The sequence below is a fragment of the Sulfitobacter sp. EE-36 genome, from assembly GCF_000152605.1.
Lineage (GTDB): Bacteria > Pseudomonadota > Alphaproteobacteria > Rhodobacterales > Rhodobacteraceae > Sulfitobacter > Sulfitobacter pontiacus.
In genome coordinates, this window is record NZ_CH959310.1 from 119,580 (window position 1) to 144,420 (window position 24,841).

Below are 24,841 nucleotides of genomic sequence, written 5' to 3' on the forward strand. Positions count from 1 at the left end.
GTTAAAATTGTCATCCGCGATGGGATTCGATCCGCAAAACAAAGAGGGCCGGATGAAACCGACCCTGCCTGATATCTCGCGCCCGAAACGTGTATCCGCCCCTTAGACAGTCGCGCGTATAGCCCTGTTTCGGGGCAAAGGCAAGGGCTGGCGCGGGTGATCCCCTGTTCATACAGGGCGATGTCAGCAAAAAGGGCAGACCGTAGCCTGCCCTTGTCCATTTGGTGATCCGCGTCGTCCGGTATCAGCTTTCGGTCGGGCCGCCCGCCTCTTTCCAGCCGGGGAAACCGCCGATGTTGGTGACATTGGTGTAGCCCATGTCGTGCAGCGTCTTACCCGACAGCGCGGCCTGACCGCCCGCGCCGCAGACCAGGTAAATCTCCGCGTCTTTTCCGAAGATCGGGTTATACATCTCTTCCTTGTTGGGGTCGGCGCGGAATTCGATCATGCCGCGCGGCACACGATGCGCGCCCTTGATGGTCCCGCTTTTGGCGATGTCGCCGGAATCGCGCACGTCGATAAAGACGCCCTTGCCTTCGGCATGTTTCGCAATCGCGTCCTTGGCGTCCATCTTGGGGACAACGGCATTCGCATCGTCGAGATAGTCTTGAGCGGTCTTCATAGTCGGCACCTCTTGTTTATTCCTATCGTGCCCAGCCTACCGCCAGACACATCCCAAACCAACGTCGGGCACCGACATTCGTTCCGCCGCGTTTAGTCACGTCGACGTGCGGCCACCAGTTCGATGGCGCGGGCCACGGCTGTTTCGATATCCATGGTCGAGGTATCCATCAGCTCTGCATCCTCGGCGGGCTTCAGCGGTGCTTCGGCGCGGGTGCTGTCGCGGGCATCGCGGGCCTGCACATCGGCCAACACCCCTTCCAGCGTGACCTCGGCACCCTTGGCGCTAAGCTCGGCAAAGCGGCGCTGTGCACGGACCTCGGGCGTGGCGGTAATGAACAGCTTGACCGGCGCATCGGGGCAGATCACCGTGCCAATGTCGCGCCCGTCCAGCACCGCGCCCCCTGCCCGCATGGCAAAGCTGCGCTGGAAATCGACCAAGGCGGCCCGCACAGCGGGGATCGCAGCGGCGCGGCTCGCGGCCTCTGCCACGGCATTGGTGCGCAGCTGGTCATTCTCAAGATCATCGGCTTGCAGGGTCAGGGCGGCCTCTTCGGCGGTCATGCCCTCCAGCACTTTCGCCCCTACGGCGCGATACAGCAGGCCGGTGTCCAGATGCGCAAAGCCGAAATGCGCCGCAACAGCGCGCCCGACAGTGCCCTTGCCCGCCGCAGCCGGCCCGTCAATCGCAACGGTAAAGCCCAGCATCACGTATCCCCCCGCGTCACATCCGCGCCAAGGCGTTTCATCAGCGGCTCGAAGATCGGGAAGGACGTGGTGATCGGCGACCCGTCGTCCACACTGACAGGCGAGGTTGCGGCCATGCCGAGGATCATAAAGGACATCGCGATGCGGTGGTCCAGCTGGCTGGCGCAGGTGGCCCCGCCCGGCACGTTCCCGTGCCCCCGTCCGGTGACCGCCCACCAATCGGGGCCCTCGTCCACTTCGATCCCGTTGGCGCGCAGTCCCTTGGCCATCGCGTCGATCCGATCGCTTTCTTTGACCCGCAGCTCTTTCACGCCGCGCATCATGGTCTGGCCCTGCGCAAAGGCGGCCACGACAGAAAGCACCGGATATTCGTCGATCATCGACGCCGCGCGCGCTGGCGGCACCTCGATCCCTTTGAGGTCGGGCGAGAATTTGGCGCGCAGGTCGGCGACCGGCTCGCCGCCCTCGGTCCTCTCATTCTCATAGGTCAGATCGGCCCCCATCTCGCGCAGCGTGGTGAACAGCCCTGCCCGTGTCGGATTCAGCCCGATCCCCGGCACCAGCACGTCGGATCCCGGAACGATCAAGGCAGCACAGACCGGAAACGCAGCCGAGGACGGATCGCGCGGCACATCCACATGCTGGGCCTGTAGCTCTGGCTGGCCGGTCAGAGTGATCACACGGCCCTCATCCGTGTCTTCCACCGATATCTCGGCACCGAAGCCCGCCAACATCCGCTCCGTATGGTCGCGCGTGGCCTCGGCCTCGATCACGACGGTCTTGCCGGGGGCGTTCAGCCCTGCCAGCAAGACGGCGGATTTCACCTGTGCGGACGGCACTGGCACGGTGTAGCGCACGGGCACAGGGTCAGCCGCCCCCACGATGGTCATGGGCAGGCGTCCGCCCTTGCGCCCGACAGACTGCGTGCCGAACAAGGCCAGCGGATCGGTGACCCGCGCCATGGGGCGGCCGTTCAGGCTGGCGTCGCCGGTGAATGTCGCGGTGATGGGGGAGGTCGCCATCGACCCCATGATCAAGCGCACCCCCGTGCCCGAGTTTCCGCAGTCGATCACCCCGTCCGGTTCTGCGAAACCGCCCACGCCCACACCGCGCACAGACCAGTTGCCGCCGCCCATATTGGTGACTTCCGCGCCAAAGGCCTGCATCGCCTTGGCCGTGTCCAGCACATCGTCGCCTTCAAGCAATCCGCTGATGGTGGTTTCGCCGATGCACATCGCGCCCAGAATCAAGGACCGGTGCGAGATCGACTTGTCCCCCGGCACCTCGGCCACGCCGGACAGCGGGCCGCAAGCGGTAGAGGTCATCGGGACGGGCGTGGCGTGGCTGGACATGGATAACCCTCAAAAAAACTTCCTGAAAGCCCGTCTTAAACCAGCGATCCCGCCCCGTCCATTGCCAGCGTTCTTGGCCCGCGCCCGCCCGCTTAGGTCTTGCGGAAAGTCAGGTAGTGCGGCACGCGCCCTTCGCGCAGCGCTTTTTGTTCGTAGCGGGTAGAAATCCAATCGCCCCACGGCTCTTTCCAGTCGCCGGGACGTTCCGCCAGCCATTCGAACCCGCGGCGCGGCACCTGCTCAAGCGTCTGGCGCACATAGTCTTCGATGTCTGTGGCAACGCGAAAGATCGCGCCGGGCTTGAGCACCTTTGCCAACGGCTCAAGATGTTCAGGCGTCACAAAGCGACGACGGTGGTGGCGCGTTTTCGGCCACGGATCAGGGTACAGCAGGAAAGCGCGGTCAATCGATGCCTCTGGCAACACGTCAAAGATATCGCGTGCATCGCCGGGGTGGATCGCCACGTTATCGACACCCGCGCGGCGGATCTTGCCCAACAGCATCGCGACCCCGTTGATGTAAGGTTCGCAGCCGATGATGCCTACGTCAGGGTTTTTCGCCGCCTGATGCACCATATGTTCGCCGCCGCCAAAACCGACTTCCAGCCAGACGGGTTTGCCGCCAAACAGCGTCGGCAGGTCTAGCGGTGTACGGTCGGGGTTCGCGTCCCAATCGACAGGACCGGGCGACAGCGCCTCTAGATCCTCTTCGATATAGCCTTTCTGGCTTTGCTTAAGCGATTTGCCTTTTAGGCGACCGTAGAAATTGCGGCGGGGGCGTTCAGGATGTGTCATGGCGCTGGCTTTAGCCTGCGCGGGGGACGGGCGCAACATTTCGCGTGACGCCGCGCCGCAAAAGCCCACGCGCCCCATGCGCAACGGCGGTGCCGCCCCTGTGAGGCGCAGCAAAACCGGAACGATCACAGGGACTTTACGTTGAGCTACAGGGTTCTACCTGACCAAGAACCGATAATAATGCAGCGGAGGACATGCGAATGCGGGAACTGGCAAGCCGACTAGGACTACGAACGGACCCTACGATATTCTTTGTTTCCGCCCTGTGTACCGCCCTATTTGTACTGGCTCTTGTACTTGCCCCTGAACCGATCGGGGATGCTTTCGCCGCAGGCCGCGCCTGGATCGTATCGCATCTGGGGTGGTTCTTTATTCTTGGCGTCAACGTCTGGCTGGGCTTTCTGATCTGGGCCGCGATGAGCCGTCACGGCCATATCCGCCTTGGCCCGCGCGACAGCCGTCCCGAGTATACAAACCTGTCGTGGTTCACCATGCTTTTCGCGGGCGGCATCGGCACCGTGCTGATGTTCTGGGGCGTGGCCGAACCGATCAGCCATTTTTCGGACCCGCCCCTGCCCGGCGTTGAACCTTTCACGGAACAGGCCGCACAAGACGCCATCTCTATCGCCACATACCACCTTGCGCTGCACACCTGGACGATCTTCGCGCTGCCCGGTCTGGCCTTTGCCTATTTCATCAACCGCTATGATCTGCCCGTGCGGGTCAGTTCAGTCTTTTACCCGCTGTTGAAAGAGCGCATCCACGGCCCTTGGGGCAAGGCGATCGACATTGCGTCGATCCTCGGCACGCTGTTCGGCGTCGCGGTCTCGCTTGGGCTGGGGTCATCGCAGATCGCAGCGGGTCTGTCGGCGCTGTTTGGGTGGAACGACGGCGTGCCGCTGCAGGTCGGCATCCTGACCGCGCTGACCGCCGTTGCCGTGGTGTCTATCGTAGCGGGGCTGGATAAGGGGGTGAAGCTGCTGTCCAACCTCAATATCGGCATGGCCGTGGCGTTGATGGTCTTTGTGCTGGTGACCGGTTCGACCCTGTTCCTGCTGCGCGGCATGGTCGAGACCTTTGGCCTGTACCTAAGCAACCTGCCACGGCTCGCCTTCTGGAATGATATGCTTGCCGATACCAATCCCTCGAATGGGGATTGGGGCTGGCAGGGCAGCTGGACGGTGTTCTACTGGGCCTGGACGGTCACATGGTCGCCCTTCATCGGGCTTTTCGTCGCGCGGATTTCGCGGGGGCGCACGATACGGGAGTTCGTCTTTGGCGTGCTGCTGGCCCCGTCCCTGTTCACGCTGATCTGGTTCTCGATCTTCGGCTGGCAAGCGATGGAGATTGACGGCATCGGCACCGCCGCGCGCGCGGCTCTTGGCGCGCAGGCCGGTTCGCTGAGCGCCGCAGTGGCTGACTCTGTCCCGCTTGCCATGTTCGCGTTTTTCGAAAGCTTCCCTTTCGCCGATATTGTGCAGGGTATCGCCGTGCTGGTGGTGGCAATCTTCTTTGCAACATCCTCGGATTCCGCGTCGCTGGTTGTCGACATGCTGTGCACCGGTTCGCCCGAACCCGGCCCCACCCGCCAGCGGGTGTTCTGGGGCGTGTCCGAAGGGCTGGTCGCGGCGATGCTGCTGATTCTTGCAGGTGATTTGGGGCTGACCGCCTTGCAACAGGTGATCACGGTCGTCGGCTTGCCGATCTTCCTGCTGGTCTTTGCGATGATCCCTTCGCTGATCAAGGGGTTCCGGACCGAAGATATCGACCACGTCTCTATCGGCAAACGCCCCGGCCTAGGGGATCTATAGCAGCCCCCACCAACGCAAAAGGGCAGCCCATCGGGGCTGCCCTTTGTTGTGCCAAGAAGCAGTGTTTACAGCGCGGCCTTCAGCGCATCGACCAGATCGGTCTTTTCCCAGCTAAAGCCGCCATCCGCTTCGGGCGCGCGTCCAAAGTGGCCGTAGGCCGCGGTGCGTTCAAAGATGGGGCGGTTCAACTGCAGATGCTCGCGGATGCCGCGCGGTGTCAGGTCGATGATCTGACGGATCGCCTTTTCAATCGCCGCATCCGTGACATCCGCGTCGCCACCATAGGTATCGCAGTAGATCGACAGTGGCTTGGACACGCCGATGGCATAGCTCAGCTGGATCGTACACTTTTCGGCCAGACCGGCTGCCACGACGTTTTTCGCCAGATAGCGCGCCACATAGGCGGCAGAGCGGTCAACCTTCGTCGGGTCTTTCCCCGAGAACGCGCCGCCCCCATGCGGTGCCGCACCGCCATAAGTATCCACAATGATCTTACGCCCGGTCAGGCCCGCGTCGCCGTCAGGGCCGCCGATGACAAAGGTCCCCGTCGGGTTCACCCACCATTCGGTGTCGGGGGTGATCCAGCCTTCGGGCAGAACCTGGGTGATATAGGGTTCGACGATGTCGCGGATGTCGGCACTGGTCTGGCCTGCATCGGCGTGCTGCGTCGACAAGACGATAGAGGACACGCCAACAGGCTTGCCGTCTTCATAGCGCACGGAAAGCTGGCTTTTGGCGTCCGGGCGCAATGTCGGCTCTGTCCCGTCTTTGCGCACTTCGGCCAGACGGCGCAGGATCGCATGGGCATAGTGGATCGGCGCCGGCATCAGCTCTGGCGTCTCGTTGGTGGCGAAACCGAACATGATGCCCTGATCGCCCGCGCCTTCTTCTTTGTCGCCTGAGGCATCCACGCCTTGCGCGATATGCGCCGACTGCGGGTGCAGCAGGTTGGTGATCTCGCAGGTGGCGTGGTGGAATTCATCCTGCTCATAGCCGATGTCCTTGATGCAGGCGCGGGCGATGCCGTCGATCTTGCCAAGGTATTCATCCAGCTTGTCCTTGTTCGACAGGCCAACCTCGCCGCCGATGACCACGCGATTGGTGGTGGCAAAGGTCTCCGCTGCGACACGCGCTTCGGGTTCTTCGGTCAGAAAGGCATCAAGTACGGCGTCGGAAATCCGGTCGCAGACCTTATCCGGGTGGCCCTCGGAAACGGATTCCGAAGTGAACGTGTAGTTTTTGCGGGACATTTAGTGCTCCAATAGATTTCTTAGCCACGTCAGGAAGCCGTTGTGGCCGATTAACGGGGCTTAGCTTTGCCTGCCCCTTTGGTCAAACTTTAAGTTGCGTCGTCGGCGCAGGATAACAAGGGCAAACCCCGCCAAAGTGATGAAAAGAAACGGCCATTCGCCCCACCTGCTATAGGGTGTCGCAGGGCGTGGGGCGGGCAGAGGGGCATCCAGAAAGCCTGCCTCGTTCAGGGCCAAACTCTTTGTGATCCGGCCCCAGGGGTCGATCATCGCCGAAACGCCCGTGTTGGCGACGCGTGCCATGGGCAGGCCTTGCTCTATCGCGCGCATCCGGGCCTGAGCCAGATGCTGCAACGGCCCCTGGCCCTTGCCGAACCACGCATCATTCGTGAGCTGCATCAAGAACGCGGGCCGCGCCGGTGCGGCGTTGACGTCACGCGCAAAGACGGCCTCGTAGCAGATCAGGGGAAGCGCCTGGCCCAAGGGCCCCAGATCCATCAGATCTGCCCCCGGACCCGAGGAAAACCCGCTGCCAAACTGCGCCGCCATGCCGCGCAGACCGATACGGCCCAACAGATCGCCAAAGGGGATGTATTCGCCAAAGGGCACGAGGTGGTGCTTGTCATAGGTCTGCACAACCTCGGCGTCTGGCCCCAGCACCACGGCCGAGTTGTAATAGGCCATGTCGTCGCGCCGCTGCACCCCCAGCACCACAGGCGTACCGGCGGCGGCTTCGCTGATATAGGTCAGCGCGCCATGGGCCAAATCAAGCGGCCACGCGATGGCGGTTTCGGACCAGAGGATCAGATCAGGTGCCGCATCCCCCTGCGCAGGCGGTGCAGCGGTCAGCGCCAGCTGACGATCAAAGAATTCGGGAATTTTGACGGGGTCCCATTTGTCTTTCTGCGCCGCATTCGGCTGTACCATACGGATCATATGGTCGGTGATCGGGGCGTCTCCCCCCCAAAAGGGCACCGTCAACGCCGCCACACCCAAGACCCGCGCGCCCCAGACAGCGCCCTGCCGCAGCAATGTGCCCCGCGCGCGCTGTACCACCGCGACAGCCAGCGCGACGAAGGCAAGGGTCATGCCGTAGGGCCCCACCAGCGCAAGCCCCTGCCCCGGCCAATGGTTGACCAAAGACTGAGAGAACATCCCCCACGGGAAGCCGGTGAACAGATAACCGCGCAGCATTTCGGCGGCGGGCAGGACGAAGATCAGCGGCCAGACCTGTGCCGACAACCGGCGGGACATGTAGAACGCCAAAGCCCAATACAACGCCAAACCGCCCGTCAGCCCCGCCACAGCAAAAGGTGCCATCCAGGCATAGCGTTCAGGGTCGACCATGAAGGGCGATATCAGCCACGACCACCCATGCAAGAAATAGCCAAAGCCAAAGCCCCACCCGAGCGCTGCGGCCTGCCGGGGCGTCGCAGCAGCGCGGTAGATCAACAGAACAGCCGCTAGTGCCGCGAGCAAGACCAGCGGCAAATCATAGGGTGCCTGCCCAAAGGCCGCGACACCGCCCGCAAGCACCGCGGCACCGAACCGCATCCAAGCGGCACTGCGCAAAGTCATCAGTGAGATCCGGCCATACGCACGCGCAAACGCTTGATCCGGCGCGGATCGGCGTCGATCACCTCGAACTCGGGGCCATCGGGATGCACGACCACTTCGCCACGTGCCGGCACCCGTCCCGACAGCATGAAGACCAACCCGCCGAGGGTGTCGATCTCTTCTTCGTCGACATCATCGTGATCGGTCAGCGAATGGCCAATCTCGGCCTCGAAATCATCCAAGGGTGTCTTGGCCAGCGCGAGGTAGCAGCCGGGTTTTTCGACCGTCCAATATTTGCCTTCGTCCACGTCGTGTTCGTCTTCGATCTCGCCGATGACCTGTTCGATCAGATCCTCGATCGTGACCAGCCCGTCGACGCCGCCGTATTCGTCAATCACCAGCGCCATATGGCGCCGTTCGGCCTGCATCTTGGTCAGCAAGACGCCAATGGTCATGGACGGCGGCACGAACAGCAAGGGACGCAGCATCGCCTGCAGGTCAAATTCGGTGTTTCGGCCGTTAAAGCCGTGGGTCAGCGCCAGATCCTTGAGGTGAGCCATGCCAACGGGGGTATCGAGCGTGCCGTCATACACCGGCAGGCGCGTCAGACCGCTGTCCTTGAACACGCCGACCAGTTCATCCAGCGTCGAGGTCACCGGCACGGCGGTGATATCCGCCTTGGGCACCGCCACATCATCCACCCGCATCCGGCGCAGGTTCATCATGCCGCGGGTCGACAGCCTGTCAGCCTGTGCCGCGGTGATCTCCTCCTCTTCCTCGTTGTCCGACGCGCTAAGTGCGCCCATGACCCGGGAAAAGAAGCCACCGGATTTCGGGGTGTCTTCGGTTTCTTCGGCCTCGGAGGCCGGTATGATGTCTTCCAACTGCGCGCTCTGCGCCGCCTCAGATGATCCGTCTGTGTCGCCCATCGGGTCCTGTCTTTATGTGTTTAGGCAGGCGGTTGCACTGCGTCGTCTCTATATGGGTCATCCAACCCCAATTTGCCAAGTATTTCTACCTCTAACCGTTCCATCAGGGTCGCATCCCCGTCCCGTTCGTGGTCATACCCCAACAGGTGAAGCAGCCCGTGCACGATCAAATGGGTCACGTGATCGGCCATCGGGCGGCCTGCGGCCTCTGCCTCGGCGTGGCAGGTGTCATATGAAATTGCGATGTCGCCCAGTTCCAGCATATTGTCGAACCCCGGCGTGACCGGCAGCGGAAGTTCGCCGTCGCGCGCGGCACCGCGCTCCTCGGCCGGCCAGCTGAGCACATTGGTCGGCGTGGGCTTGTCGCGGAAATCTGCGTTCAACGTGGCGATATGGGCATCGTCGCAGGCCAGCACCGTCACCTCGGCGGTGTCGGCATCCAGCGACAGATGCGCCAATGTGGCGCGCATCGCGCGGGGGCATAGGGTATCAAGGTCCAGACCGGCCCAACGGGGGTCTTCCTCTATCACGTCAAGCGCCTGCATCAGCGCCCCACCGGGGGCCAGCCCCCGGCCCCCCGGAGTTTATTTGGCAAAATGAAGCAGCCGGGCATCACGCGTGGCCTGCATCTGCTTCATAGGCTTCGATGATCGCGGCCACGAGCGGGTGCCGCACCACGTCTTTCGAGGTGAAGTAGTTAAAGCTGATCTTGGGGATCGTCTTGAGCAGCCGTTCCGCGTCTTGCAAGCCCGATGGCACGCCGCGTGGCAAGTCGATCTGGGTCCGGTCACCGGTGATCACCATCCGCGAGCCTTCGCCCAGACGGGTCAGGAACATCTTCATCTGCATCGAGGTCGCGTTCTGCGCCTCGTCCAGCACAACAAAGGCGTTGGACAGGGTCCGCCCGCGCATGAAGGCGAGCGGGGCGATCTCGATCTTTTTCTCTTCGATCAGCTTGGCCAGTTGCTTGCCGGGCAAGAAATCATTCAGCGCGTCATAAAGGGGCTGCATGTAGGGATCGACTTTGTCCTTCATGTCACCGGGCAGGTAGCCCAGCTTCTCCCCCGCCTCAACGGCAGGGCGCGACAGGATGATGCGGTCCACGTGGCCACCAATGAACATCGACACGCCGACGGCCACCGCAAGATAGGTTTTACCCGTACCGGCAGGGCCGATGCCGAAGGCCAGTTCGTTATCGAACAGTGATTGCACATAGGCTTTCTGCGCAGCCGTGCGGGGTTCGACGCGTTTCTTGCGGGTCTGGATTTCGACGCCGCCCAAATTCGGCATCTCGATCTGGTCGCCCGGGCGCACCCCCGTCCCGGCCGCTGAATCGCCCATGCGTAGCAAACTGGTAACATCGGCGGGCTCCACACTGCGTCCGCCTTCCAGTCGGGCGTAAAGCCCTTCGAGCACTGAGGCCGCGCGGCTGGTCGCGTCTTCCTCTCCCATCACCGACAGGTGGTTGCCCCGACGCACGATCTGGACCTCAAGCGCCGTCTCTACGGCGGTCAGGTTGGCGTCATAGGGGCCGCAGAGATCGATCAGAAGCCGGTTGTCCGGAAATTCAAGCTGCTGCGCGTGAGAAGCGGGAGGCGTCATTGTGTCACTAGATGGCAAAGCGTTTTCCTAATTGGAGGTGTCTTTGGATTAATATGGGTCCCATATTCAAACTATGTACCCCTTTGAGCCGACAAAAAAGGGCCGGAGCGTAAAACGCGCCGGCCCGATCCTATGTGCAGGAGTGGTCGCAAGATCAGTTGGGATCTCGGACGCGCGAGCCGCCTTTGAAGTCGCCCGCCGTATATGTGGGCTGGGCCACGCCAGAGCAGACCGGCTTGCCGTATTTGTCCAGTCGCTGGCTCAGGTAGCCTTCGACGCCGTCGTCGATGATCCAGTGGTCGCAGCCATTGGGATCGACCCAGATGCCGGCCTGAAGCTGGCTCAGGTGCTTTTTGTCAAAGCCACGGTCGACGGTTTTATCGGCGGGATAGCCCCGGCCTTCGTAGTCAGCGCAGGCACCCAGTGTCAGGGCGCAGGCGGTGACCATCATAATCTTAGCTTTCATCACGTTACTGTCCCCTTAGCGAATGCAGATGATTTCGACGCGGCGGTTCTTGGCCATACCGCCCGCTGTGCCATTGGACGCCGCTGGCATCCGTTCGCCATAGCCGCGGACATCCGCGATGCGGGCCCCCGATTGCTGGGCGATGCTGGCAACCGCATTGGCACGGTTCAGCGACAGCTTCATGTTATAGGCATCCGACGCGCGGCTGTCTGTGTGCCCGCTGATGATATAGGACACGGCACCCGTGGTCTTGAAGAATTCAGCCAGACGGGCGCGGCCCTGCGGGTGCACACGGTAGCTGTCGGTGTTGAAAAACTGGTCCGTATTCATCACGCCGCAGACGTTACCCCGGCGGCAGACCGGAATACCCTGACGGGTGACATGCGGTGTCATATAGCCTTCGGCACCGTCATCCATGACCCAATGTTCACACCCATCGGGGTCAACCCAGATCGTTGGAATATACTGGCCCTTGTCGCGGCCCTGTTGAGATCTTGTTTGTGCATCGGCAGCAGATGCCTGAAGCACGAATGTTGCGGCAATCATCGTGCCCGCAAACAGCCGTAGCCCCTTGGAAATTGTATTAAACACAGCCCTCGTCCTTTTCTTACTGTCCCCCAGTCGGAAGACCCACAGATACCCCAGGCACCACGGTCGTCCGCTATATGTTGTGAGATTAAGAGGTAAACGCGCTTCTGTGAAGCGCGAATGCGGCCATATTTACTATATTACTGCCACACTTACGCCATTTTCCGGCCATTGCAGTCGTTTTGGTCTACAATCATTGCGGGCAAATCGCGGCCGGTGACACCTAAATCTGACGCGCCGTTAGCGAATTGGTTTTGGCATCAACGATTCTGACGCGGACAACGTCGCCAATTTCGGCCTGCGCCTCGTCGATATGCACAGAGTGGAGGTATTCGGATTTCCCCACCATCTGCCCCGCCTCGCGGCCCGCTTTTTCGACAAGAACAGAAACATCGCGCCCCACCATGCTGTTCTGGATCTCGCGCTGTTGACCGGTGATCAGCCCTTGCAAGCGCTGGAGGCGTTCGTCGGCTATGGCGGGTTCTACCTGCGGGCGTTCGGCGGCGGGGGTGCCGGGACGGGTCGAGTATTTGAACGAATAGGCGTAGCCGTATTTCACCTCGCGGACGAGCTCCATCGTGGCTTCGAAATCCGCGTCGGTTTCTTCGGGGAAGCCGACGATGAAATCGCCCGACATCACGATATCGGGGCGAGCGGCGCGGATGCGTTCGATCAGCCGCAGATAGCTTTCGGCGGTGTGGCTGCGGTTCATCCGCTTGAGGATACGGTCCGAGCCGGATTGCACGGGCAGGTGCAGATAGGGCATCAGCTTGTCGATCTCGCCATGGGCGGCGATCAGCGCATCGTCCATATCGTTGGGGTGGCTGGTGGTGTAGCGGATACGCTCCAGCCCGTCGATCTTGGCCAACTCCTTGATCAAGCGGGCGAGCGTGTAATCCGCCCCCTCTTCCCCCACGCCGTGATAGGCGTTGACGTTCTGACCCAGCAGGGTGACTTCGCGCACGCCGCGTTCTACCAGTTCACGGGCTTCGGTCAGCACGCGGGTCGCGGGGCGCGAGACTTCGGCCCCGCGGGTATAGGGCACCACGCAGAAGGCGCAGAATTTGTCGCAGCCTTCCTGCACGGTCAGAAACGCAGAAGGCGCACGCGTCGCTTTGCCGCGGCCTTTCAGCTTTTCAAATTTATCTTCTTCGGGGAAATCCGTATCAAGCGCGGTTTTGCCAGAGCGCACGCGCGCCTCCATCGCGGGAAGGCGGTGATAGGATTGCGGCCCCACGACCAGATCGACCGCCGGCTGACGGCGCATGATCTCTGCCCCTTCGGCCTGCGCCACACAGCCTGCGACGCCAATCTTCAGATCGGGGTTCAGTTCTTTAAGCGGCTTCAGGCGGCCCAGTTCGGAATAGACTTTTTCTGCTGCCTTTTCACGGATGTGACAGGTGTTCAGCAGGATCATATCGGCGTCAGCTGCGGTCTTTGTCTCGACGTAGTTATCGCCCAGAGACTCGGCCATACGTTCACTGTCGTAGACATTCATCTGGCAGCCGTAGGTCTTGATGAACAGCTTTTTTGGCGCGGTCATGGCAGGATCCGTTGATCAAAGGTGCAAAAGCGCGGTCTAACAGCGCCAGCGTTCTCTTGCAATGCGTCCCGATTTGACAGATTTAAGGCACAGTACAAATAGAGCCGGGGTGTCATGCAGTACCGCAGTCTTGACCATTTTATCAGTGACAGCAAAGCGGTGCTGAGCAAGGGGCCCATTGCCCTCATCATGGTCGAGGACGCGATAGAGATCGAGACGACGCTGCGCCATCACCAGCAGCTTGGCTTTGCCACCGTTGTCGCCTTTATGCCCGCCAGCTTCGCGCTGGCCCGTGATGTCGCCGAAAGCAAAGGCGTGCTGCGCGTGGATTACGACATGGACCGCGAGGGCGCGCTGGAAAATGCCGTAAACGCCGTGATTGAGGCCGCACCGGGGCAATGGCTTTATACCTGCTACAACGCCGAATATCTGTTCTACCCTTTCTGCGAGACGCGCACCGTGGGGGAGTTGCTGGCCTTTCACACGGAAGAGCGCCGCGATGCAATGCTCACCTATGTCGTTGATCTTTATGCAGATGATCTAGGTGCCGCCCCGAACGCGGTATCGCTGGACAACGCCTTTCTGGACCGGTCTGGCTATTACGCGCTGGCGCGGCCTGACGGCACGCCGGACAACCACCCCAAAGAACGGCAGCTTGATTTCTTTGGCGGATTGCGTTGGCGGTTCGAGGAACATGTGCCCGCCGCGCGGCGCAAGATCGACCGTATCTCGCTGTTCCGCGCCAAGCCCGGCTTGCGGATGCGGGACGATCACACCTTCACGGATGAAGAATACAACACCTACGCCTGCCCGTGGCACCACAATATCACGGCGTCGATCTGTTCTTTCCGCACGGCCAAGGCGCTCAAGTCCAACCCGGGCAGCAGGGATAGTATCGTCAGCTTCAAATGGCACAACTCCGCGCCGTTTGAATGGCATTCTCGCCAACTGCTGGATCTGGGGTTGATGGAACCGGGGCAGTGGTTCTGAACGCAGGGGACCGGTAAAAACCGTGCCCTAGACCGAACAGCCCTAGCCCTTGCGGCGCAGACGGATCACCACATCGACCGAGGCGATCTCGGCCCCTTCGGGAGCGTCGGGCAACTGCGCGATCACCAACTGGTCAGAGGGCGCATCGGACAGGCGTGCCTCGTCCTCCCAGAAAAAGTGGGGGTGATCATGGGTGTTGGTATCGAAATAGCTTTTGGACCCGTCAACCGTGACTTCCTGCATCAGCCCCGCGTCGCAAAAGGCGCGAAGGGTGTTGTAGACCGTTGCCAGCGACACGGCATCGCCCTGCCCCTTGGCCGCGTCAAACAGACTTTCGGCGGTGACGTGGCGGTGCTGACCGTCGCCCACCAACAGATGCGCCAGCGTCATGCGCTGCCGCGTGGGGCGCAGGCCCGCCTTGGCAAGCCACTCAGAACTGATCTGCTGTGTTGTTTGGGTCATTGGCTATAAGTCCCTCTCATGCGCTATATATAAGGGGCAATGGGGGCGGTTTTCAAACGGAAATCCGGAAACTCTTGCCAGCGCCGCCTTTCGCCGTCGCGTAAATGCGGTGTGCCTGCGCCCTTGCGGGCCTGCGGCGCGCAATGCTAAACCTGCCGGGATTTGAAATTCAGCCCTCAGGAGCCGCGATATTATGGCCGACTACCCCACCAGCTTTGACAAAGAAGCCCTGCTCAAATGCGCCCGTGGCGAGCTTTTCGGCGAAGGCAACGCGCAGCTGCCCGCCCCGCCGATGCTGATGATGGACCGGATCACAGACGTCTCGGCTGACGGCGGTGCCCATGGCAAAGGCCACATCACGGCGGAATTCGACATCACGCCCGACCTGTGGTTCTTTGACTGCCACTTCCCCGGCAACCCGATCATGCCCGGCTGCCTTGGCCTGGATGGTCTGTGGCAGCTGACCGGCTTTAACCTTGGCTGGCGCGGCTGGCAGGGGCGCGGCTATGCGCTTGGCGTGGGCGAAGTGAAGCTGACCGGCATGGTACGCCCTGACCGCAAGATGCTGACCTACAAGATCGACTTTACCAAAGCGATCCAGACCCGTCGCCTGACCATGGGCGTTGCCGATGGCATCGTCGAAGCCGACGGCGAAGTGATCTATCAGGTCAAGGACATGAAGGTCGCGCTGAGCGAGAGCTAAGCCCACCCGTCAGATCATCGCTCGGATCACCTTGCTGATCATCCAGACAGACTGATGACTTGATTTGTCGCCCCATAGGCGGCAAACGGGAAACGAACGTGCGGCCCCGCGACAAGCGTGCGGGCCGCGCAGCATCAAGAGGGCACCCGCCCCACACAGATCAAGGGAGTGCAGCCCATGCGCCGCGTCGTCGTCACAGGATTGGGAATTGTCTCGTCCATCGGAAACAATGCAGAAGAAGTTCTGGCATCGCTGAAAGACGGGACCAGCGGCATCGTCGCCAGCCCCGAAATGACAGAGCACGGCTTTCGCAGCCGCGTTGCAGGGACGCTCAAGATTGATGTGGCCGACCACATCGACAAACGCGCGCTGCGTTTCATGGGCGGCGGTGCGGCTTATGCCTATATCGCCATGCAGCAAGCCATCGCGGATGCGGGCCTGAGCGAAGACCAGATCAGCAACCCGCGCACCGGCCTTGTGGCGGGCTCTGGCGGGCCGTCGACATCGGCGCTGTTCACCGCGCATAACGTGGTGCGCGACACCGGCGCGACCAAGCGTATCGGGCCGTTTGCCGTGCCGAAATGCATGTCCTCCACGGTCAGCGCGAACCTCTCGACCGCCTTCAAGATCAAGGGCATCAACTACTCCATCACCTCGGCCTGCTCTACCTCGCTGCATTGCATCGGCAACGCGGCGGAACAGATCATGCTGGGCAAGCAGGACGTGATGTTCGCGGGCGGCGGCGAAGAGCTTGACTGGACGCTGTCCTGCCTGTTCGACGCCATGGGCGCGATGAGCAGTAAATATAACGACGCCCCCGAAACCGCGAGCCGCGCCTTTGACGCCAACCGCGACGGGTTCGTCATCTCGGGCGGCGGCGGCATGCTGGTGCTCGAAGAGCTTGAGCACGCCAAGGCGCGCGGTGCCACGATCTATGCAGAAGTCACTGGCTATGCGGCGACATCCGATGGTCATGACATGGTGGCCCCGTCCGGCGAGGGCGGCGAACGCGCCATGCGTCTGGCGCTGGAAACCCTGCCCGAGGGCCGCAAGGTCGGCTATATCAACGCGCACGGTACCTCCACACCCGTCGGCGACGTGGGCGAGATCGAAGCGGTCCGTCGCGTTTTTGGCCAGGGCAGCACGCCCCCCGTCAGCTCGACCAAGTCGATGACCGGCCACGCTCAAGGCGCCGCCGGCGCACTCGAGGCGATCTTCTGCCTGCTGATGCTCAAGAATGACTTTATCGCCAAATCCATCAACGTCGTTGATCTAGACCCGAAACTGGACCCGTCAGAAATCGCGCTGGAGCGTGTGGACAATGCCGGTCTGGATTCGGTGATGACCAACTCCTTCGGGTTCGGCGGCACCAACGGATCGATGATCCTTTCCAAATTCCAAGAGTAAGGGCAGCAGATGTCAGACATGCTTAAAGGAAAACGCGGCCTGATCATGGGTGTCGCGAACGAACGCTCCATCGCTTGGGGCATTGCCAAGGCGATGGCCGAAGCCGGTGCGGAACTGGCGTTCACCTATCAGGGCGAGGCCTTTGGGAAGCGTCTCGAACCTCTGGCGCAGAGTGTAGGGTCGGACTTCATGGTCGATGTCGATGTCACCGACGACGCCTCGCTTGATGCCGCGTTCGAGCAGTTGGGCGCGCGTTGGCCCACGATCGATTTCGTCGTCCACGCCATCGCCTTTTCCGACAAGTCCGAGCTGACTGGCCGCTTCCTGAACACCAGCCGCGCGAACTTCAAGAACTCGATGGATATCTCAGCCTACTCCTTCATCGAGATCGCCCGCCGTGCGCACCCGCTGATGGTCGAGAATGGCGGCACCCTGCTGACGCTGACCTATATGGGATCGAACCGCGTGACGCCCAACTACAATGTCATGGGCGTGGCAAAGGCCGCACTGGAAAGCGCCACGCGCTATCTGGCGAATGATCTGGGCCCCGAAGGCATCCGCGTCAACGCGATCAGCCCCGGCCCGATGAAAACGCTTGCCGGTGCCGCGATTGGCGGGGCGCGCAAGACCTATAAACACACCGACACAAACGCCCCCATGCGCGCCAATGCGACGTTGGAAGCGGTTGGCGGCACGGCGGTCTATCTGGCCTCGGATGCCGGTGCTTGCACAACGGGCGAGATTATCCGCGTGGATGGCGGGTTCCATGTGCTGGGGATGCCGCAGGCGGAGAACCTTTAAAGGTACTGGCGGACCGGGGCGCTGCCACAAAGTTCTATTTCCGGGGCTCTGCCCCGGACCCCGGGATTTCAGACCATTTGGAAATAGGGCGTCGCGTTTAGCGCAGGGGCGGGGTTTGGTAGAGCCAGACCTTCATACCGCCGTGGGCGATAGCAGGGCCTTGGGGTTTCCACGGCAGGCCGGTGGCTTTGGCCAAGGGCGGCTCGGACGTGACAAGGCCAACGCGCCAGCCTTTAAAGCGGGTCAGCAGCGTTTGGCCGAGCGTGCCATACAGCGGATAAAGCAGTTTCTTGTTGCCGATGCGCCCGCCGTAGGGCGGGTTCACCATGACAAGGCCGGGGGGGGCATCGGGCGGGGTCAGCTCGCCCGCGGCGTGGTTTTCAAAGGTCACGGTATCGGCCACCCCTGCCCGTTCGGCATTCATACGGCTCATCCGGACGGCACCCGCGTCACGGTCAGAACCATAGAAACGCAGCGGCGTGGATGTGGTGGGAGTGTCGCGCATGGCGGCCCATTGGGCAGCGTCAAAGCTCGCGAGGTCTTCGAAAGCGAAATGGCGCGAGCGGCCGGGATTGAGGCCCATGGCGATCTCGGCCGCCTCGATCACGAAGGTCCCAGAGCCGCACATCGGATCGACCACCGTCTCGGTGCCCGTGTACCCCGCCTGACGCAACATCAGATAGGCCAGGTTTTCGCGCATCGGCGCTTTGCCCACGGCTTCCTTGTGGCCGCGTTTGTGCAGCGCGTCGCCCGAGGTATCAAGGCTGATGGTCACCACATTGTCGTCGATCCGGACCTTGAGCACGAGAGCCGCCTCGGGCGAGATCGTGACCCCGAGGCTTTCGCGCAAGGCGGTTTCAATCCGCTGGGTCGCGGCACCGGCGTGATAGATTTTAGAGGCTTTCGTGGTCACCTGCACCCGCAGCGGCACATCGGCGCGCAGCACATCGCCCCAGGGGAACTTGCGCGCGCGTTTGTCCAGCTGCGCCAGATGGAACGCCATGAAGGACCCGATCCGCGCCAGCACGCGCGAGGCTCCGCGCAGTTGCAGGTTCGCGCGCCAGACCTCGGGCCAGCCGCCCTGCACCGTGATCCCGCCGGGCGAGGCCACAGGATTGGCAAAGCCTTTTTCTGTCACCTCGGCGAGAAGCATGTCTTCCAGACCGGGGGTGGCCACAATAAAAATGTCGAAGGTGTTTTGACTGTCCATAACCGCTGCTTACTGCGCGGCGCGCGAGGTTTCGAGCGGTTTCTTGGAGCAAGACAGTCCGGCGCGATTGAAAGCGCCGGACTGTATGGGCCTGGTTTAGGCGATTTTTACCAGTTCGATGTCGAACTGCAGGTCTTTGCCCGCCAGCGGGTGGTTGGCGTCAAGGGTCACAGTGGCGTCGTCAACCTCGACAACCATCACCGGCATCGCCTGCCCGTCCGGGGTTTGCATCTGCAGCTGCGTGCCAATTTCCAGCGGGATATCCGCAGGGATGCCTTCGCGTGGCACGGCCTGACGCATCTCGGGGTTCACATCGCCGTAGGCCTCTGCGCTGCCGATCTTGACGACTTTCTTGTCGCCGACTTCCATGCCGGGCATCGCGCTGTCGAGGCCGGGGATGATCTGGCCGGACCCGACCGTGAACTCCAAAGGCTCGCGCCCTTCCGAGCTGTCGAAGGTGCTGCCGTCAAGCAGGGTACCAGTGTAGTGAATAGCAACAGTATCGCCGGATTTAACCTGCGTCATAGAAAGCTCCGATCCATAAAGGGAAAATACAGGAGGCCGCGTATCTGCGCGGGTGCTCCGGGTTCGGCGCGCAGTGTTTCAAGCCTGCGTCCTGTCGTAAACCCCCATGAGGCCAGTTTTTCGGCCTTTTCTGTCGTGACGGGTCGTGACAGTCTTGCGGAAGAAATATTCAGGGGGGAAATCATGGCGATTACAACATGCGTGTTCGACGCATATGGCACCTTGTTCGATGTGGCCGCAGCCGCACGACAAGCCGCGTCAGAGCCGGATTTTGCAGCAATAAAAGACAGCTGGCCGCAGGTCGCCGAACATTGGCGGCAAAAGCAGCTTGGCTATTCCTGGCTGCGCGCTGTCACCGGGGCCCACGACGATTTCTGGCAGGTCACCCAAGAGGGTCTGGACTGGGCACTGGAAAAGACCGGAAACGACAACGACCCCGCCCTGCGCGAGCGCCTGCTGGCGCTTTACTGGGAGCTTCAGGCCTTCCCCGAAGTACCCAAGATGCTGAAAACGCTGAAGGAAGCTGGGCTGAATACCGCGATCTTGTCGAACGGATCACCAGCCATGCTGGACGGTGCGGTTTCCTCCGCCGGTCTGGGTGACACGCTGGATGCGGTGCTGTCGGTGGAAAGCGTCGGCGTCTTCAAACCACATGCCAAAGTCTATGAACTGGTCGGACAGCGCTTTGATTGCGCGACCTCAGAGGTGTTGTTTGTCTCGTCCAACGGATGGGATGCGGCGGCGGCGACAGGCTTTGGCTTTACCACCGCCTGGGTCAACCGCGCGGGAGAGCCGATGGACCGGCTGCCGTGGCAACCGGCCCATGTGCTGCAGGACCTCAACGGCATCCCAGAACTGGCAGGCGTATAATGGCTCATTTCACCACATCCGACGGGCTAACGCTCTATTTCACCGACGAAGGGGCGAGTCTGCCGATTCTCTGCCTTGCAGGATTAACGCGGACCACAGCGGATTTCGACTATGTCACCCCCCATCTGAAGGGCGTGCGGCTGATCAAGATGGACTATCGCGGGCGCGGGCAATCTGACTTCGACCCTGACTGGTCACACTATTCCCCCCCGGTTGAATGCCGTGATGCGCTGGAGCTGCTGGATCATCTTGGCATCGACAAGGCCGCCGTGCTTGGCACCTCGCGCGGGGGGCTGAATGCATTGGGGCTGGCCAAGGGAGCCAAGGATCGGTTGCTGGGCGTCGCCTTTAACGACGTTGGCCCGCATATTGACCCGCAGGGGCTGGATTTCATCATGGGCTATATCGGCCGCAACCCTGCTGCCAAGACCCATGCCGAGGCCGCCGCCGCCATGCCGCGTGTGTTTCCCGAATTTGACGACGTGCCCGACAGCCGGTGGATGGAAGAGGCGCAAAAGCATTACACCCAGACCGAAAGCGGCTTGCAGATCACGTATGACAAGCACCTGCGTGATGCGGTGGCCAAGGCGTTCTCTGCCCCCTCCCCCGACCTGTGGCCGTTCTTTGACGCGCTTGACGGGCTGCCGATTGCCTGCATCCGTGGCATGGCGTCCAATCTGCTGAGCGAGGAAACCTTGCAAGAGATGGAACGCCGCCGCCCCGATATGGTGGTCGCGCGGGTGCCGGGACGTGGGCATATTCCGTTTCTGGACGAACCAGAGGCGGTTGCGGCCTTGAACGAATGGATCGGGAAGATGCAATGAATATCGACATGATCCGCGCGGCAGCGCGGCGGCTGGAGGGGCACGTGCGGCGCACGCCTTTGCTGAACTCTCCGTTTCTGGATGACATCGCGGGGCGGCGCGTTTGGGTCAAGCCCGAGTGCCTGCAACACACCGGCAGCTTCAAGTTTCGCGGCGGCTGGTCGGCGGTGTCGGCTCTGGAGCCCTCCGTACGCGCCAAGGGGGTCATCGCCTTTTCCAGTGGCAACCACGCCCAAGGTGTTGCCTATGCGGCCAAGCTGCACGGGGTGCCTGCGGTGATCATCATGCCCGCCGACGCCCCCCGTCTGAAGATCGCCAACACCCGCGCGCTTGGGGCCGAGGTCGTACTTTATGACCGCATGACCGAGGACCGCGACGCCATAGGCGCAGCTATGGCGGAGGAACGCGAATTGACGCTGATCAAACCGTTCGACGACCCGCTGGTGATTGCCGGTCAGGGGACAACGGGGCTCGAGATCGCGCAGCAGGCCGCCGAAGCGGGGATTGCCCGTGCCGATGTGATTGCCTGCTGTGGTGGCGGGGGGCTGACCTCTGGCATCGCGCTGGCGCTTGAAGCCGAGGCACCGGGGCTGCGCGCGCGTACCGCCGAGCCCGAAGGCTTTGACGATACCGCGCGGTCGCTCGCCGCAGGAGAGATCACGCGCAACGCCGCCCTTGGCGGGTCGATCTGCGATGCCATCGTCACGCCGCAACCGGGCGATCTGACCTTTCCGATCCTCAAGCGGCTTTGCGGCCCCGGCCTTGTGGTCAGCGACAACGAAGCGCTGCAGGCGATTGGCCATGCGTTCAACCGTCTCAAACTTGTGGCCGAACCCGGCGGGGCTGTGGCCCTCGCCGCCGCATTGTTCCGGCAAGACGAGATCGACGGCGACGATGTGATCGTCACCATCTCGGGCGGGAATGTAGACCGTGATATTTTCTCGCGGGCGCTTGCCACGCTTGACTGACGCCCCACAGGAGGTTCTGACATGAAGATTTTCGATACTGGCGACGTGCGTCTGCACTACCGTGTGGATGGCCCCGAGGATGGTGCGCCTGTGGTCTTTGCCAATTCACTGGGGACTGATCTGCGCCTGTGGGATCCGATCCTGCCGCTGCTGCCCAAGGGTCTGCGCATCATTCGTTTTGACAAACGCGGGCATGGGCTGTCGTCGTGCCCGCCTGCGCCCTATGCGATGGGGGCGCTGATTGGCGATACGGAAAAGCTGCTGGATCATCTGGGCGTAAAGGGCTGCGTCTTTGTCGGGCTGTCCATCGGCGGGATGATCGCCCAAGGGCTTGCGACCAAGCGGCTGGACCTGATCCGCGCCATGGTGCTGTCCAATACCGCCGCCAAGATCGGTACCAAGGATATGTGGGCAGACCGCGTGCGCGCCGTGCAAGAAAGCGGTATCGAACCGATGGCAGATACCATCATGGAACGCTGGTTCGCCGCCCCCTTCCGCGCCACGCCCGAGCTTGAGCTTTGGCGCAATATGGTCGTACGCCAACCGGCCGAAGGCTATGCCGGTTGCTCTGCCGCGATTTCGGGGACGGATTTCTATACCCCCACGGCGGCGCTGCGCCTGCCAGTGCTGGGGATCGCGGGCTCCGAAGACGGGTCCACCCCCCCTGATCTGGTGCGCGAGACCATCGAGCTGATCCCGGGATCGAAGTTCAAGATCATCCGCAAGGCCGGCCATCTGCCCTGCGTCGAACACCCGCAGGAATATGCAGCGCTGCTGACCGAGTTTTTGCAAAGCGTTGGCCATGTCTGACATCCTTTTGGTTCACGGCTCGTGCCACGGCGCGTGGTGCTGGCGCGATCTGATCCCTGCGTTGCAAGAATTGGGCCACAGCCCCCGTGCGATTGATCTGCCCAGCCACGGCGACGACGCGACGCCGGTCAACGCGGTCACTCTTGACAGCTATGCCGATGCGGTGCTTGCGGCCTCTACCCCCGATACGGTGGTGGTGGGGCATTCGATGGGCGGTTTTGCCATCGGGGCGGCGGCACAGAAAGATCCAAGCGCCATGGCGCGGCTGATCTATCTATGTGCCTACGTCCCTGCGGCGGGGCTGTCGCTGGCCGAGATGCGCAAACAGGCCCCGTCGCAACCGCTGATGCCCGCTGTGCGCCTCGCCCCCGACGGCAAAAGCTTTACCCTTGATCCCGCAATGACAGAGGCGCTGTTCTATCACGACTGCCCGCCGGATGTTGCAGGTTTTGCCGCACCGCGCCTCTGCGCGCAGGCCGTGGCCCCGACGATCAAGCCTCTGCCAGATACTGCCCGTGCGGACGCCATGCCGCGCAGCTATATCCGCTGTATGGACGACCGCACCATCCCGCCCGCCTATCAGGTCACGATGACGAAAGACTGGCCAAGCGCGGATGTTCATGAGATGGCCTGCGGGCATTCACCCTTCTTTACCGATCCCGCCGGTCTGGCGCGGATCATTGACGACATTATCCCGAGGTAACCCATGGCCGCCAGCGTCTTTGACAGCCCCCTGTTCGCACAGCTTTTCAACACCGGTGACGCAGGCCGCCTGTTCTCGGACAGCGCTGCGATCCGCGCGATGCTGCTGGTCGAAGGGGCGCTGGCCAAGGTGCAGGGCAGCCTTGGTATCATCCCCGAGATGAGCGCCGCCGCGATCCACCGCGCCTCTCTCGAGATTCAGGTCGACCCCGGGGCGATTGCCGCCTCTACCGGAGAAAACGGCGTGTCCGTGCCGGGGCTTCTGGCGCAGTTCCGCGCCGAGATGCAGGCGCCGGAATTTGCCCAGCACGTCCATTGGGGCGCGACCAGTCAGGACATCATCGATACCGCGCTGATGCTGCGCCTGCGTCAGGCGCTCAAGCTGGCGGAAACCGATCTGCGCGAGATCATCGCGGCCCTTGCGGCAGGGGCCGAACAGCACCAATCCCTGCCGATGCCTGCCCGCACCTATGGCCAGCACGCCACCCCCACCAGCTGGGGCGCGGTGCTGGCGGAATGGGGCATGCCACTGTGCGATGCGCTCGACCAGCTTGAGGCGCTGCGCGAAGGGTCGCTGTTCGTGTCCCTGTCGGGGGCAGCGGGGACGGGATCTGCCCTTGGTCCGAAGGCTGCCGAGACCCGCGCGCAGCTCGCCCAAGCGCTTGGGCTGCACGACCCCGGGCGCAGCTGGCATGTGGACCGCGGCCCCGTGCTGCGCATCGCGGATTGGCAGGGCCGCGTGATGGCAGCGCTGGCGCATATCGCGCAAAGCACGCTGGCGCTGACCATGACCGAAACCGCCGAGCTTGCCCTTGGGGCGGCAGGCGCGTCGTCGACCATGCCGCAAAAACAGAACCCCGTGGGGCCCTCGGCGATTGTCGCCCTCGGGCACCAGTTCACCGGCCAGCGCGCCACGCTACAAGCCGCCGCGGCGCATCAGCATCAGCGTGATGGCGGCGCGTGGTTCGCGGAATGGATGGCCGTGCCTCAGCTGGCACTGAGCCTTGCCGCCGCGCTGAACCACACAAAAAGCCTTGTCGCGGGGCTGACGCCGCACCCTGTGAAAATGCACAGCGCGCTGACGGATGGGCTGGGCCTGATCCACGCCGAAGCGCTGAGCTTTGCCCTAGCCGAAACGATGCCCCGCCCCGAGGCCCAGAAGATCACCAAACAGCTTTGTCAGGATGCGCTGGCCAAACAGGTGCCGCTGGCCGATCTGGTCCACGCGGATTACCCCGACGTGGCCGAGACCCTTTTCGACCCGTCAACCCAGATGGGACAGGCCCCCGCAGATGCAGCCGCCTTCGTGGCCCGCGCGCGTGCGCTGTAACCGCGCAACCGGCGCGCG

General features: G+C 62.4%; 27 protein-coding genes and 1 riboswitch. Of the genes, 12 read left to right on the top strand and 15 right to left on the bottom strand.

Translation table 11 applies throughout. The annotated features are described in order from the left end of the window. Positions 1–244: 244 nt before the first annotated feature. From EE36_RS03090 to trmB, 4 genes are all read right to left on the bottom strand, one after another. Positions 245–622 carry a rhodanese-like domain-containing protein gene (locus EE36_RS03090; protein WP_005849415.1) on the bottom strand — a complete coding sequence of 126 codons (378 nt, stop codon included), beginning with the start codon at positions 620–622 and terminating at the stop codon, positions 245–247. Positions 623–714: 92 nt separating this feature from the next. Next, positions 715–1,329: a d(CMP) kinase gene (locus EE36_RS03095; RefSeq protein WP_005849417.1), complete on the bottom strand. Its 615-nt coding sequence runs from the start codon at positions 1,327–1,329 to the stop codon at positions 715–717. After that, the gene (gene aroA / locus EE36_RS03100) at positions 1,329–2,681 is read right to left on the bottom strand and encodes a 3-phosphoshikimate 1-carboxyvinyltransferase (protein ID WP_005849419.1); all 1,353 of its coding nucleotides are present in this window, start codon (positions 2,679–2,681) and stop codon (positions 1,329–1,331) included. The genes EE36_RS03095 and aroA overlap by 1 nt, the downstream gene beginning before the upstream one ends. Positions 2,682–2,773: 92 nt before the next feature. Continuing rightward, on the bottom strand, positions 2,774–3,514 hold the full coding sequence (trmB, locus tag EE36_RS03105) for a tRNA (guanosine(46)-N7)-methyltransferase TrmB (RefSeq protein WP_198005498.1): 741 nt from the start codon (positions 3,512–3,514) through the stop codon (positions 2,774–2,776). Here trmB and EE36_RS17565 point away from each other — a divergent pair. Both EE36_RS17565 and EE36_RS03110 read left to right on the top strand, forming a co-directional pair. Then, positions 3,474–3,620, top strand: a complete 147-nt coding sequence (locus tag EE36_RS17565) for a hypothetical protein (RefSeq protein ID WP_198005508.1) — start codon at positions 3,474–3,476, stop codon at positions 3,618–3,620. The genes trmB and EE36_RS17565 overlap by 41 nt on opposite strands. A 55-nt stretch (positions 3,621–3,675) precedes the next feature. Next, entirely contained in the window at positions 3,676–5,286 is a 1,611-nt protein-coding gene (locus EE36_RS03110; RefSeq protein WP_005849423.1) for a BCCT family transporter, read from the top strand. A gap of 65 nt (positions 5,287–5,351) precedes the next feature. Here the strand turns inward: EE36_RS03110 and metK are convergent, their stop codons facing one another. The 8 genes from metK to miaB form a co-directional block, all read right to left on the bottom strand. Next, complete coding sequence (gene metK / locus EE36_RS03115) at positions 5,352–6,536, bottom strand: methionine adenosyltransferase (protein WP_005849425.1); 1,185 nt, start codon at positions 6,534–6,536, stop codon at positions 5,352–5,354. Between the two features lie 4 nt (positions 6,537–6,540). Then, positions 6,541–6,588: riboswitch (SAM-SAH riboswitch) on the bottom strand. A gap of 8 nt (positions 6,589–6,596) precedes the next feature. Continuing rightward, complete coding sequence (lnt, locus tag EE36_RS03120; protein ID WP_005849426.1) at positions 6,597–8,114, bottom strand: apolipoprotein N-acyltransferase; 1,518 nt, start codon at positions 8,112–8,114, stop codon at positions 6,597–6,599. Continuing rightward, complete coding sequence (locus EE36_RS03125; RefSeq protein ID WP_005849427.1) at positions 8,114–9,022, bottom strand: hemolysin family protein; 909 nt, start codon at positions 9,020–9,022, stop codon at positions 8,114–8,116. The genes lnt and EE36_RS03125 overlap by 1 nt, the downstream gene beginning before the upstream one ends. Before the next feature lie 20 nt (positions 9,023–9,042). Continuing rightward, positions 9,043–9,567: an rRNA maturation RNase YbeY gene (gene ybeY / locus EE36_RS03130; protein ID WP_005849428.1), complete on the bottom strand. Its 525-nt coding sequence runs from the start codon at positions 9,565–9,567 to the stop codon at positions 9,043–9,045. A 67-nt stretch (positions 9,568–9,634) separates the two neighbouring features. Then, positions 9,635–10,624, bottom strand: a complete 990-nt coding sequence (locus tag EE36_RS03135) for a PhoH family protein (protein WP_005849429.1) — start codon at positions 10,622–10,624, stop codon at positions 9,635–9,637. Between the two features lie 154 nt (positions 10,625–10,778). Continuing rightward, positions 10,779–11,090 carry a hypothetical protein gene (locus EE36_RS03140; protein ID WP_005849430.1) on the bottom strand — a complete coding sequence of 104 codons (312 nt, stop codon included), beginning with the start codon at positions 11,088–11,090 and terminating at the stop codon, positions 10,779–10,781. A gap of 15 nt (positions 11,091–11,105) precedes the next feature. Further along, entirely contained in the window at positions 11,106–11,681 is a 576-nt protein-coding gene (locus EE36_RS03145; protein ID WP_005849431.1) for an OmpA family protein, read from the bottom strand. A 220-nt stretch (positions 11,682–11,901) separates the two neighbouring features. After that, positions 11,902–13,221, bottom strand: a complete 1,320-nt coding sequence (gene miaB, locus EE36_RS03150) for a tRNA (N6-isopentenyl adenosine(37)-C2)-methylthiotransferase MiaB (protein WP_005849432.1) — start codon at positions 13,219–13,221, stop codon at positions 11,902–11,904. Positions 13,222–13,335: 114 nt separating this feature from the next. Between miaB and EE36_RS03155 the strand changes: the two genes are divergently transcribed. Further along, positions 13,336–14,211, top strand: coding sequence for a glycosyltransferase family 2 protein (locus EE36_RS03155; RefSeq protein ID WP_005849433.1), 876 nt, complete (start codon positions 13,336–13,338; stop codon positions 14,209–14,211). Between the two features lie 42 nt (positions 14,212–14,253). Here the strand turns inward: EE36_RS03155 and irrA are convergent, their stop codons facing one another. Continuing rightward, entirely contained in the window at positions 14,254–14,673 is a 420-nt protein-coding gene (gene irrA, locus EE36_RS03160) for an iron response transcriptional regulator IrrA (RefSeq protein WP_005849434.1), read from the bottom strand. A gap of 193 nt (positions 14,674–14,866) precedes the next feature. Here irrA and fabA point away from each other — a divergent pair, with 193 nt between their 5' ends. The 3 genes from fabA (at position 14,867) to EE36_RS03175 (ending at position 17,584) form a co-directional block, all read left to right on the top strand. After that, positions 14,867–15,376, top strand: a complete 510-nt coding sequence (gene fabA, locus EE36_RS03165; RefSeq protein ID WP_005849435.1) for a bifunctional 3-hydroxydecanoyl-ACP dehydratase/trans-2-decenoyl-ACP isomerase — start codon at positions 14,867–14,869, stop codon at positions 15,374–15,376. Positions 15,377–15,553: 177 nt separating this feature from the next. Further along, complete coding sequence (fabB, locus tag EE36_RS03170; RefSeq protein WP_005849436.1) at positions 15,554–16,783, top strand: beta-ketoacyl-ACP synthase I; 1,230 nt, start codon at positions 15,554–15,556, stop codon at positions 16,781–16,783. Positions 16,784–16,792: 9 nt separating this feature from the next. Further along, positions 16,793–17,584, top strand: coding sequence for an enoyl-ACP reductase (locus EE36_RS03175; RefSeq protein WP_005849437.1), 792 nt, complete (start codon positions 16,793–16,795; stop codon positions 17,582–17,584). A 97-nt stretch (positions 17,585–17,681) separates the two neighbouring features. On the opposite strand, the gene EE36_RS03180 is transcribed toward EE36_RS03175, so the two are convergent. Further along, entirely contained in the window at positions 17,682–18,794 is a 1,113-nt protein-coding gene (locus tag EE36_RS03180) for a class I SAM-dependent RNA methyltransferase (protein WP_005849438.1), read from the bottom strand. A gap of 96 nt (positions 18,795–18,890) precedes the next feature. Further along, positions 18,891–19,319, bottom strand: coding sequence for a peptidylprolyl isomerase (locus EE36_RS03185; RefSeq protein WP_005849439.1), 429 nt, complete (start codon positions 19,317–19,319; stop codon positions 18,891–18,893). Between the two features lie 183 nt (positions 19,320–19,502). Here EE36_RS03185 and EE36_RS03190 point away from each other — a divergent pair, with 183 nt between their 5' ends. The 6 genes from EE36_RS03190 to EE36_RS03215 are packed head-to-tail and all read left to right on the top strand — an operon-like array spanning position 19,503 to position 24,823. Then, a complete protein-coding gene (locus tag EE36_RS03190) occupies positions 19,503–20,189 on the top strand; it encodes a haloacid dehalogenase type II (protein WP_005849440.1) in 687 nt (228 codons plus the stop codon). Then, positions 20,189–21,013: an alpha/beta fold hydrolase gene (locus tag EE36_RS03195; protein ID WP_005849441.1), complete on the top strand. Its 825-nt coding sequence runs from the start codon at positions 20,189–20,191 to the stop codon at positions 21,011–21,013. The genes EE36_RS03190 and EE36_RS03195 overlap by 1 nt, the downstream gene beginning before the upstream one ends. After that, positions 21,010–21,981 carry a threonine/serine dehydratase gene (locus EE36_RS03200; protein ID WP_005849442.1) on the top strand — a complete coding sequence of 324 codons (972 nt, stop codon included), beginning with the start codon at positions 21,010–21,012 and terminating at the stop codon, positions 21,979–21,981. The genes EE36_RS03195 and EE36_RS03200 overlap by 4 nt, the downstream gene beginning before the upstream one ends. A 21-nt stretch (positions 21,982–22,002) precedes the next feature. After that, positions 22,003–22,791 (top strand): 3-oxoadipate enol-lactonase, encoded by a 789-nt coding sequence (gene pcaD / locus EE36_RS03205; RefSeq protein WP_005849443.1) that lies wholly within the window; start codon positions 22,003–22,005, stop codon positions 22,789–22,791. Continuing rightward, a complete protein-coding gene (locus EE36_RS03210; protein WP_005849444.1) occupies positions 22,784–23,494 on the top strand; it encodes an alpha/beta fold hydrolase in 711 nt (236 codons plus the stop codon). The genes pcaD and EE36_RS03210 overlap by 8 nt, the downstream gene beginning before the upstream one ends. 3 nt (positions 23,495–23,497) lie before the next feature. Beyond that, entirely contained in the window at positions 23,498–24,823 is a 1,326-nt protein-coding gene (locus tag EE36_RS03215; protein ID WP_005849445.1) for a lyase family protein, read from the top strand. Positions 24,824–24,841: the final 18 nt, after the last annotated feature.